The sequence below is a fragment of the Nocardia sp. NPDC001965 genome (assembly GCF_053594175.1).
On the sequence record NZ_JBSFDZ010000034.1, the window covers coordinates 40,151 to 51,551 of the forward strand.

Sequence of the window (11,401 nt, forward strand, 5' to 3'; positions counted from 1 at the left end):
ATCGGCAGACACGTGCGGCATACACAGATTCGGGAGGTCCCGCAAACACTGTCAACATCCGCGCTCGCGGGCGTGCCACACGTTGCAGAGTATGGTGCATGGGTAAGGAATTCCGACGTCAAACCTGGAATCACGGTTTCAGCGAGCTTCGGAAGGTCACCGCTCAGGAAGGGTTCGCCACGCACGGTCTGCCACGTCGCCATATCTCGGGATCGTTCAAGGCACCGCAACCCAGCGCCTTGAGTTCCCGGGAGGGCCAGCTCATGGGCAGGGCAGACGAACTGGCTGGCATGCAAACAACGCTTGACGCCGTGATAGCGGGCTCGGCCGGCGCACTGGCGATCACAGGTGAACCGGGTATTGGAAAATCTCGCTTGCTAGGTGAGTTGTGTGCACGCGCCGCCACGGAGGGCGTGGAAGTATTGACGGGACGTGGGTCAGAGATCGAACGCGAACTGCCGTATGGTCTGGTTGTCGATGCCCTCGATGGGCGGTTCCGGGCTCTCGAACCTACAATTGTCGAGGAGCTCGGACAATCTCAGTCAGCAGAACTCGCCGCGGTACTGCCGTCAATGTCGACTCGCGGTGAGCAACTTGCCAGCTCGCTCGACGTGGAGCGATTCGAGTTTCATCGCGCAGTTCGGGCCACATTCGCGCGACTGGTACGAGACCGGCCGCTGATGCTGGCGCTTGACGACGTCCACTGGGCAGATCCGGCTTCCGTGGAGCTGATCGGACACTTGCTTCGTCATCCAGTGCCCGGCATGGCGCTGGCGCTGGCGTACCGACTGCAGCGCATCCCCAAGTTGTTGCTCCGGGCCATCGAGGAAGCAACACGCGACGGGCTTCTACATGAGATGACGCTAGCTCCTCTGACAATCGAAGACGCGGCGGGCTTGTTGAACCAAGATCCGCAATCTTCTTCAGTCCGCTGCCTGTACCGAGAGAGCGGCGGAAACCCCTTCTACCTTGAGCAACTCGCAAAGACCACCAAGCATGAGATAGCGACGAAACCCCCCAGGATCGGAAGAGCTGGTATTCCCGACTTGATTCGGGCAACGGTCGACGAGGAACTCGCCGCCCTGCCTTCCCGAACGCTTGAGATTTTCCAGGCTGCTGCTGTCGCAGGCGATCCGTTCGATGTGGATTTGGTGGCCGAGATCGTGGCTTTCGGAAAGTACCAGGTCTTGGAATGCATCGATTCGCTCACCGCGACAGGCTTGGTCCGGGCGACCGACATCGCGGGGCAGTTCCGCTTCCGACATCCGATCGTCCGCCGTGTGGTGTATGACGGCGCTATGCCGGGCTGGCGTTTGGGAACGCACAAGCGCGCCGCTTTTGCGCTGGCCGGGCGCGGCGCTTCTCTGACTACGCGTGCACATCACATCGAGCGGTCGGCCACAGTCGGTGACGAGAAGGCCTTAGCTACTCTCACCGAGGCCGGGCACACAGTCTTGGCCCGAGCGCCCGCCGCTGCAGCACGATACTTCGAAGCCGCGTTGCGGCTGCTTCCGGAAAACAGTGGACGTGAACGACGGCTGCCCCTCGTCGTCTCGCTGGCCGATGCCCTGGCCTCTGTAGGACGTCTGCATGAAAGTCGCACCGCGCTGGAGCAGGCGCTGGAGCTCCTGCCCTCCGACTCAGACGGCGACCGAGTTCGGATCATCGGTATGATCGCCCGCGCCGATCACGGGCTAGGACGGGCCGAAGAAGCACGCACTCTAATTACCGCAGCCCTGGAGCAGGCATCCGAAGGTAGTGCAGACGCCGTTGCCCTTGGTCTCGAGCTCGCTCACAACCGCTTGATGATGCATCAATGGGGGCCCGCTGTTGAAGCGGCGACGGAGGCCCGCATGCAGGCGCAAGCGCTGGGCGATCCGGCGCTGCTGCTCGCTGCAACCTGCACACTCGCTTGGTTCGTCAGTTTCCAGGGCGCAACCACGAAGGCTCGGTCACTGGTAGACATCGCTGCTGCCGGAATGGACGCACGCGATGTCGCACTCACTCCCCTACTACTGGAAGCGCTCGCTGACCTGGTCTTCGCAGAGATGGCGCTCGACCGATTTCGAGCCGCTAATAGGCATGCCGAACGTGGGCTGCGAGTCAGTCGCGCTACCGGTCATGCCTACACTTACGGTCGCTTCACCCTTGGTGTAACGACTTCAAAGTTGCACCTCGGTCATCTCCACGACGCTCAATCAGCCGCTCACACCGCGATCGAGGCAGCGCGATGCCTCGAGAACGACCAATTGCTATCTGCGGCAGAAACACTACGTTGCTGGGTAGAAACGACGAGAGGCGATATGACCGCGGCGCTGGCCGCTGGCCGCGCTGCAGTACGCGCCGCTGATCGCCAGCCAGATGCGACCTTCGCGTGGTTGGCGCATGCGTGCTACGGCGACGCTCTGCTCCAAGCCGGCGAGCACGAACGCGGTCGGCAAGAAATCTTGTCGGTAAGCCAACCTGGACTCGAACACCTGCCTCCTATAACCCGTCCGTTCTGGTACCAGGCGTTGGTCATGGCCGAACTATCTACTGGCCGCATCGACGCCGCCGAAACGCTCGCTCAACGCGTCGAGGAAGCTCCCTATGGACAGGACTCACCTGGAGGAAGCGCTCATTACGCTCGCGCCCGCATCCATCTAGCGCGTGGCGACTTCCTCGCCGCTACAGAGTGTGCGCATAGAGCTGTTCAATGCTTCGACGCCGTGGAAATGCGCGTATGGGTCGGTCGCTGCTGGCTACTTGCGGGCCAGGGCCTACGCCATGCCGGCAAACAAGACGCGGCTCTGAGTGAACTCGAACTCGCCTACGGAATCCTTCGAGACGCCGGGGCGGAGCGCTTGCGAGATGAGGCCGCCAAAGAGCTTCGAGCGCTGGGAAAACGTGTACGGCGTCAGCCTACGGGTGATCAACTCGGGAGGCCACCGATGTTGACCGACCGCGAGAGCGAAATAGCAGAGCTAGTCGTCCAGGGATTCACTAACCGCGAAATTGCTTCAGAGCTTTTCGTCAGCCCGAAGACCGTCGAGAAGCACCTCGCACGCATCTTCACCAAGCTCAACGTCTCCACTCGCGCCGCTGTAGCGGCGGCGCTGGGCAAACGCAACATCGATCCATGAGAGGCTCGACAACATCGATCCGGTAGCCTTGACGTCTCACCAGGCAGAATCGCAGCACGAGCGGCAGGTACCGGCAGTCGATAGATTCTTCGTACCCGGAACATACGATTCGATTTGCACCCGCTACGTCAAGATTCCTTTGAACCTTGATTCAGCTGCGCCAACAACTCTATCGCGCGCTTGCGCTCTGCTGCCGAGCCAAGAAGCGATGCTACGAACTCCGTCACGCCGACGTCTACTTGGCGGCGGAGTTGATACTCGACGCTCTCTTCATCACCAGTGATTATCAAGTCTGCTATGGTGTCAACACCTTCACGTTCGAGCATCGCGCGATATGAGTCGAGTTGGCCGGCCAACCGGAAGCTAGTAGCGGCTGATTCGCGGGCAGCAGAAACATCGTCTGTCACGCAAACCATGATCATCGCGACGATGCGCGGATGACGATTTCCTGCAGCTCGAATAACAGCGGGAACGATGTGGTTGGCAAGGGTACGCGGACCGGCCCAGTTGGTAATGGTGCCGTCGGCTAATTCGCCGGCGATTTTCAATGTGAGCCTGCCCAGGGCGGACACCAACAATGCTGGCGGGACCGCGCCAGTTACCGAGACCGATCCAGCCGCACTCAGCGTTTCCCCTCGATAAGAGACGGTCTCTCCACGGAGCAATGGACCGAGCACCGTGAGGTACTCGCGAAGATGCCGGGCTGGATGGTCGTAGTTGAAGCCGAAACGGCCCTCGATGATCGGCCGGTGGCTCAGTCCGACCCCAAGAGTCAAGCGGTTGCCAGTCGCGGCTTGCGCGCTCAGCGCCTGACTCGCAAGCGCAATCGGGTGCAGCGGGTAGCTCGGCACAATCGCGGTGCCTAATTCGATGCGCGATACTTCACGGGCTGTTGCAGTGAGGGCGACCAGCGGATCCCAATCGTAATGATGGCCCATCCAGAAGGTTGCAAGTCCGGCGTCGCGGGCAATCCGCGCTTCGTCGCCGAGTTGCTCCATGGTCAAGCCGCGTTCGTTTACCATCAAACCAATACGCATATCTCTTCTCCTATCCGTATGCGTGGCGCAGGCTTCTACGGTGGTTATCGGCGATCTCGGTGAGCAGGGCGACGACTTGGTCGGAAAGTTCAGCCAGAACTCGCTCCGACCCTCCGTCTCGGGGTTCGAACGCGGCACTAACGCTCACCGCAAGGGCGTTCGCTGCATGTTCGACGCCGTGAGGGTGCTGCTCCGCAAGGAAGAAGCCAGTGAGAAGGGCATGCCAGGCGTACACCAGATCGTCGATCGGCAGAACTGGCCGTACGAGTCCATTCTCTGCGAGCAACTCGACGTAACCTTCCAGTGCGTTCTGATGTCCACTCGCCATTCGTTCGCGGGCAAGGACGCCGAGCACTGCTACGTCAGCGTGTGCCATTGCCTTGAGCAACGGCCGGTTCATGACGGACAAGAAGTGTCTTTTTGTGAGTCGATGCAGCCTGACTTCCTGCGGATCTGCGCGCACAGCAGCAATCAACTCATCTGCCGCAGCAGCTAATTCGCGCCGAAACACTGCCTGCAAGAGATCCGCCCGAGTCTTCCAGTGGAGGTAAACGGTGCCTTTACCAACTTCGGCTCGTTCGGCGATGTCGTCGATGGTCACCTTCCGGTACCCCCACTGCAGCAGCAGCTCCGCCGCCACATCCAGGATGCGGTCCGCGCGCGGTTGATGTCCCACGAGATGACTATATGACCAAGTTTCACTTCTAGTCAAACACTTGGAGGACATCGTCAGCCGCTACCCGTCGCACCTCGGGCACTACAGATGCTTCGCGCCGGCTCGGATCGAGCTAGGCAGCCTCGTCCGTGGGTTTATGGCATGCCGTCGGGCTTTCAAGCCATCGCGGAAGCAACCGCCAGCCCGGCCGTCCCGCTGAACTCACCCATCGCTAGTGCGACACACCCCATGATTCGCTAACACGATCGGGCTGCCGATCGGCCAGCCAATGTCCAGCGCCGATGTCGTCCCACAACAAAGATCATCGACATGAGCGGCGGCGACTGCGGATACTTCACCGCAGACCGCGGAGCGGCCCGAGATTGCATCACAAACATCGTTTCGAGGACTTCTCAATCACCTCGGAATCTCACCGCCTGCCCTGAGTTACCTGCTCAAAGAGATGGTTGACGAAGATTTGCTCAGCCGAGAGCCAGACCGCGAGAACGGAATTGCGAGCGTTGCGACTATCGACCCACGACAAAGGCATGGGATCTGTAGCCTGTGATCGTCGGCCTCAGGCAATGGGGGACCGCTACCGCGGCGACGTCAGCGGACCGCCCGTTCAGCTCACCGACGCAACCACCGGCAAGCCCGTCGTTGCCACGATAATTCCACGGGGCACTGCGATCCGCTCGCCGTCAGACCTTCGACCGGAGCCGGGCAACTCTCTCAAACTACGGCCACCCAGCGGGCGCTAACCGTCGCTGGGGTCATATGGGTAACCTTGCGGTTGGTTGTGCCAGCGAATTACGGGATCTGGCTGACTTTCCGTGACGAAGGCCGCGCCAGAGGGCCGCGGCGTCATCGTTGTGCGGCTGTGAGGAGCACGCGTTTGCGTAGCAGTGGAAGGCCGGCCCGGCCGAACATCTGTCTCTTGATCATCTTGATGTGATTGACGCGCCCTTCGATAGGGCCGGAGTTCCAGCGGACGGTCAGCCCGGCGGTGATCGCGTTCAGGTCGGTCTCGAGCTTGTTGGCGAAGGAGGTCAGGCCGGCGCGGACGGCGGCAATCCAGGCTGGTAGGTGTTGGCCCTGCAACGTGGTGAGCATTTCTCCGAAAGCACGGACGTGCCCGGCGGCGGCGCGAAGCTGCGGGCACCGCTCCAGCACGGCTTTCAGGCGTGGACGATCGTCCTCGTCGAGTTTGTCGGGGTGGCGGGTGAGCCACCCGGTGACCTGCCGGACCGTCGGTGGTGATGGGGTGATGGGGCCTGGTTTGGTTCGGTGTTGTTCCAGGTAGGCGCGCACAATTCCGTAGCTGCCGGGGTAGCCGAGTTCGGTGATCTCACGGTGGAGCTGTAAGGCGTTGGAACAGCCGGATTCCCAGCGCTGATGCAGGTAGGGCTTGAACGGGTCGAGTTTGCTGGGCCGCGGGCCCTTCCATTTGCCATCGACCAACTCCTGCCAAGTCGCAGCGTGTGAGTAGCGTTGCACTGTGCGTTGTCCCCAGCCCAGGCCGCGAGCGATCCCGCGGATGCTGTGTCCCTGCGCGAGTAGATCGTGCACTTTCGCCATCTGGAGCAGCCGCAGCAGAGTGGACCGGCTTACCGAGCAATGCAGCGCGGTGGACAGTCGCGCGCCGGCCCGCCCGGCCAGCGCGATCGCGACACCCTCCAGCATCGCCCGCAGCAGTGGCGTTCGCCGCCCGTGGCGCACCGTCACCCCCTCGACCTGCTCCGCGAAAGTTCCTACTCCACAGGACGGCTGGTCGCAGAACCAGCGCCGCACCCGCAGACGGACCACCACCCACCGGTGCGTCGGCCAGGTAGCGGTCGTACCGGCTGTGCACCCTGGTCGCGTCATACCCGCAACGCCCACAAGCCACAGCCGCCGCCAGCGCGGACGCCCGGATGCACACCACGCCGCTGACCTCGGTAACTTCCTCGATGGCCACTCCGGCCAGGTGCGGCAGCAGCAACCGCAGACCATGATCAACACACAGCCGGACATGATCGCAAGACCCCAACCACCCGCCGCGCTCAGGCCACGCCATCAGGGTGGGCCAGTTTCGAATAGCGGACGTCACTTCGCAGATTTCCAGGGCGCCGCCGGAACGGCTTTCCACCTGTGCGGGTTACTGTGCCCGGAACAATGGCCGACGCTGCGGTCTCACCATGTGGACGGAAATCATGATCACAGGAAACGACGTTGTACTGGTGGCGCCTGGCCCCATCCCGGCGGCAATCGAGCGCTTTCTCGACCGATGGTCGCAGAAATGGCCGCAACTCCTGGTCGCCTCGGGGACCGATGAGAACACTCAGGCGTTTTTTTCACCGTGGACCCCCGCAACAGTGGCATGGGGCGAACTCACCGACGAAATACTCGTTGCTCGAGACGAGGCGATGCTGACCGCCTGGGACGAGGATGGCTATGCACTCGACGGGCGGGACGAAGGTCCGTTCATGCTGATGTACTCTCCACTGCGCTGGAAATCGCTGCAGGCCACGGCTCTGGAGGACCCCTATATCCACCTAGGAGGGTTCATCTACGAGCCCTACGAGATCACCGTGGTGGGCTCAGAACTGTGGATGATCACCGTGGTCGTTCCTGAGGAGGGTGTGTTCGGTCGGTCTGTGGTGGACACACTGATCGCATGTCTCGGCTCCGATCGGACAGACCAGCAGCATCCCTGAAGAGCAAGAGGGACCTTCCTCCGCACGAAACCGGGATCGAGCCGGCCCGGCAGTGGGGCTCTGGGCCCGAGCGGGCCAGGTGGAGTCGCAGAGCGAATCTGGACTTCTCACGGCCGCACAATGATGACGCCGCAGCCCTCTGGCGCGGTCTTCGTCACGGAAAGTGAGCCAGATCCCACAGATCACCGATAGAACCATTGCGGTTCTAAACCGTCACGTTGGCCCGAGCAAGTCTCGGCATCTGCCGGTCGACCTGACGACCAACTCGCAAGGTCGGCTCGTTCGCCCCAGAACTACGAAGGGATAGGTCGGGGCTGCCTTAGCAACCGATAGGCAGCAAGCGAGGTGAATGCTTGCCAGGTATCGGACTGCAAGTTGTCGCTGCTAGACGCGACCCGAACCGTGATCGGCAGGTCCAGATTCGTCCGGCGGCTCGGCCGGATGGTCGCCGTCGATACAGCACGCCGTCAATGTGCGGGCGGACTCGCACGATCGCCGATTACGCGCCCATCCGCCACCAGCCTCAGCCGACGACCTCGGCGAAGACCTGCAGCGATTTCACAATCACTAGGTAACACCCGCCACCCTATTTGGAGCCCGAAGAGCCCGCAGGTCACCGATGGGTTGCGCGCAACCCATGGCACGGAAAACGTCACGTGACGGGCAATCCTTCGGGGTCATCACAGGGTTCCTATCGATGAGCGGCAACTTCCTCCATCCCGGGCGTCAGCCTTCTGGCCGTGAGGCAGTAGCGGATTCAGCCGCACCCACAGGGCGTCGGTCAAATTCACCCGCCCCACTACCCCTACGCTGGTCACAAGGTTTTCGGTTATTCTTGATCGTCGAATCCATTAACACGAGATATGGCTTGAATCGTCCACGCGGACGAAATCTATGAAAACCACTGCAAATTGACATCGCAGCGCCGCACCTCCGTCACTACTTCCGCTCAGATTACGCGGTTCGGAGGGTTTGACCTTATGAGAAATTGCCGAAAACTACCTATGCAGAGTTCGGCTGATTCGGCAAATTGATACTCGACCGTTTACTATCGATTCGCACACCATCAGAGCTGCTTGTTACTGTCTTGATAGCGCTGATCTCATACCAATCGCCGAGAGTGCTCATTTCATCTGGATCCAGCAGATCGTCTCGGACTACGGTGAAGTTGACTTCACCGAACCCGGCAGCTCGAAGCGCACGAACATTTATATTCCGTTCCGTTCCGGGCGTAATGCTGCTTATTCCAGTTGCAATGAGCAACTGGCCGCCGCCCCTAATCACACGGCCAAGCTCGGATGCGCCGTTTTCGGATAGCTCATCCGCGAGGGGCACTTTTTCCAGATATATTCGATCGAATACGGAGTCGTCGAATATCGATAGGTTGCGGAAGTCGGCGATAGCGTCTGGTCTGGAGTCCGGGTTCACGTTTACGAAAACTTCTCCGGGTTCTGCAGGTCTGAACTCGTGCCCTCCTCCTATCACCAGTCGAGCTCCGCCCTCAGCTGTGCGGGCCTGACTTATCAAGGCGTCGAGGTCCTCTGCCGGTTCTGTACGTAGCTGGGACGCTTCGAACGTTGCAGGCTCGGTTTCGTGAGGCCGTCGCCCCAGTTGGAAGTAGCCCGCCCGGATATCGTCCGTTTGGCGCATCTCATTAGAGCGCAATCTCCGAATATCGGGGTACTCAGTTTCTGGTGACAACCCCGCCCGTGTCCTGATTTCTCGCACCAAGTCAGCATCCGCCGACACGGGCTCGCTGACACCCGCTCGTGTGGTTCTGGCGATATCGCGTATCGGATGGGCTATCTCGCTGCTGACCGAGTGAATTCGGTGTGAAAGAAGATCTCTAATTTTGCGAAAAAGATCGGAAGTCGGGTCGATACTCACCCTATTTCAACCCCTGTTCTGCGACGTGAATCCTCAGCCACGTGGCCTCACCCTGAGTCGTGGGAGACGCAACAATGACCTGTCCGCAGGACTCGTGGGGATTAACCTGCACGGCTCGGTTCGGAACCCTTGATGGGCAATTTACGACTGCCCTAGCCGAGCCAAAGTCCTGATTCCACTTGCCCCAAGCAAACACAGAGATGGGCGGCCCATAGTTGGATGGTGATGAGTTTTGAAATAATTGTGCTCGATTCAGATAAACCCGATAGTCCAACCGAGGTTTCTCTGACTCAAACCGCCGCCGCGGCTGATTGTGGACACGCATCCACATTTTCCTCTTGATCACCACGCAGCCGAAATATCAAGGTTCACCTCGGTGACGGATCGTATGTGAATGGAGCCGATGCAAACCGGTTGGTAATTCCAATTATCTGCCTAGTCGGTTTTGAACGATTGCGGCGTAGCCCGGAGAAGCGGGAGCTGACTTCGCGAAGTGCGATCCTCAATATGTAACGAGACATTGCAGCGCCTAGGCAAACGTGAGGATCTTGTGGTGGTCCAAATGTCACATGAGTATTAGGCCGCCGGGCGATATCGAACTCGTTTCCACGGACGGTATCTCGGTTTGCAGCCGAATACCAGGCGACTACCAGCGTGTAGGGTGGGACGTCGATGCTGCCGATCCGGGTTGCTTCGGTACAGAGGGTGGCGGTACTGTCGAAGACCTGGCCGAGCCGCAGCGACTCCTCTACGGCGCCCGCGATAAGCCGATCGTCGGCCTGGCCGGCCCTGATTTGATCGAGCAGATCGAATTCGTCGAGGAGCCCGATCATGCTTACCAATGAGGCGGCGGTGGTATCGGTCGCGGCAACCAGGCTCATCCAGATAATGGGGACTATATCGTCCTTTTCGATGTCCCCGTCTCGCCATCCGTCTATAAGTCGGTCCACCAATTGGCCGCGAGATTCGCCCGAGATCAGGCGCTCGGCTACAATCTGCCAAATGGCCGCGTCCACATCGTGCTGTCTGGGGATCTGATCGAAGCTGGGCGCCGCCAGATGGGTGTTGAGTTTCTCCCGCCAATCCGTCTGCTCCAGATCGAGGCCAAGGAGCATCCCGCTCGCTTGTAATGCCAGGGGGTAGGCAATCTCGGTGGCAAGATCGAGGTCTGCTTCGCCTCTTACGATGACAGCGTCGAGCAAAAGGGTTAGCGCAGCCTGGATTTCAGGACCGATCGTTTTGATTGCCGTCGCGCGAAACCACGGAGCAATAACCGAGTGCAGGTGTGTATGCCTACCTGTTACGTTATGCAGCGGATACCAATCCAGACCCCACGGAGCTCGGAAAGTCGGATGCGGGTCCGGGAGCTTCGGACCGAGTTGACGCGAGAAAATACGCTCGTCATTTTGCAGTACTCGAGTGACATCGGAGCGGCTGAAAACATGGACGACCCCATCTATGATGGTCGGAGGCGTTGCGGGATCATAGAACATATGAGGGCGTCGCAAGTCCGAGTAATTCGTAACAATAATTTCCGCGACTTGCGACATGATCAACCCTTCGTTGCGATAGGTAGATGATCCCAGCCGGTCCACTCGTCTACCTTTGGCATGTTTTCTTACAATTAACGGCAATTTGGTGTTAATATCGTAGTTCTGACACGGCATGCAGCCTACTCAGGCATCTGGCACCCACCGTCGCCAAAATGGGCAGAATTAGATACTTTTCTAGACAAACTCTAAGACACATCACTGGCCGCCTATAGAAACCCGGCGATCGATACGTCGCTGAGATCCCTTGCCGGAGGCCGCTACTGGAATCGCTCCCATCCACGGAACGATAACCCGTCAATCGACATCGAATACGGTTGCACGTCCCAACGAACTCTTGTAGCGCACCTCGAATGCAATGGATCGGCTTCGGTGAGAGGCGCTCGATGGGCGCCTCGTCGAGGCCTGTCGGCCCAGGTTCTGAGTCAGGCTGTCGCGGCCGCATGGATGCGGC

General features: G+C 60.0%; 8 protein-coding genes. 3 read left to right on the top strand and 5 right to left on the bottom strand.

The window, feature by feature from the left end; translation table 11 throughout:
• The first annotated feature begins 98 nt into the window (after positions 1–98).
• Positions 99–3,122, top strand: coding sequence for a helix-turn-helix transcriptional regulator (locus tag ACWCPQ_RS29510; protein WP_449904932.1), 3,024 nt, complete (start codon positions 99–101; stop codon positions 3,120–3,122).
• A 128-nt stretch (positions 3,123–3,250) separates the two neighbouring features.
• On the opposite strand, the gene ACWCPQ_RS29515 is transcribed toward ACWCPQ_RS29510, so the two are convergent.
• Together ACWCPQ_RS29515 and ACWCPQ_RS29520 are read right to left on the bottom strand one after the other, a co-directional pair.
• Positions 3,251–4,159: a TIGR03564 family F420-dependent LLM class oxidoreductase gene (locus ACWCPQ_RS29515; protein WP_449904934.1), complete on the bottom strand. Its 909-nt coding sequence runs from the start codon at positions 4,157–4,159 to the stop codon at positions 3,251–3,253.
• A 10-nt stretch (positions 4,160–4,169) separates the two neighbouring features.
• Positions 4,170–4,835, bottom strand: a complete 666-nt coding sequence (locus ACWCPQ_RS29520; RefSeq protein WP_449904936.1) for a TetR/AcrR family transcriptional regulator — start codon at positions 4,833–4,835, stop codon at positions 4,170–4,172.
• A 361-nt stretch (positions 4,836–5,196) separates the two neighbouring features.
• On the opposite strand from ACWCPQ_RS29520, the gene ACWCPQ_RS29525 reads away from it, so the two are divergent.
• Positions 5,197–5,382, top strand: coding sequence for a MarR family transcriptional regulator (locus ACWCPQ_RS29525; protein ID WP_449904954.1), 186 nt, complete (start codon positions 5,197–5,199; stop codon positions 5,380–5,382).
• 296 nt (positions 5,383–5,678) lie between these two features.
• Here the strand turns inward: ACWCPQ_RS29525 and ACWCPQ_RS29530 are convergent, their stop codons facing one another.
• On the bottom strand, positions 5,679–6,623 hold the full coding sequence (locus ACWCPQ_RS29530) for a transposase (RefSeq protein WP_449904938.1): 945 nt from the start codon (positions 6,621–6,623) through the stop codon (positions 5,679–5,681).
• A gap of 383 nt (positions 6,624–7,006) precedes the next feature.
• Here ACWCPQ_RS29530 and ACWCPQ_RS29535 point away from each other — a divergent pair, with 383 nt between their 5' ends.
• Positions 7,007–7,510, top strand: coding sequence for a hypothetical protein (locus ACWCPQ_RS29535; protein ID WP_449904940.1), 504 nt, complete (start codon positions 7,007–7,009; stop codon positions 7,508–7,510).
• Between the two features lie 1,002 nt (positions 7,511–8,512).
• Here ACWCPQ_RS29535 and ACWCPQ_RS29540 read toward each other — a convergent pair.
• Together ACWCPQ_RS29540 and ACWCPQ_RS29545 are read right to left on the bottom strand one after the other, a co-directional pair.
• Entirely contained in the window at positions 8,513–9,397 is an 885-nt protein-coding gene (locus ACWCPQ_RS29540) for a hypothetical protein (protein WP_449904942.1), read from the bottom strand.
• A 368-nt stretch (positions 9,398–9,765) separates the two neighbouring features.
• Positions 9,766–10,992 (bottom strand): cytochrome P450, encoded by a 1,227-nt coding sequence (locus ACWCPQ_RS29545; RefSeq protein WP_449904944.1) that lies wholly within the window; start codon positions 10,990–10,992, stop codon positions 9,766–9,768.
• Between the last annotated feature and the right edge of the window lie 409 nt (positions 10,993–11,401).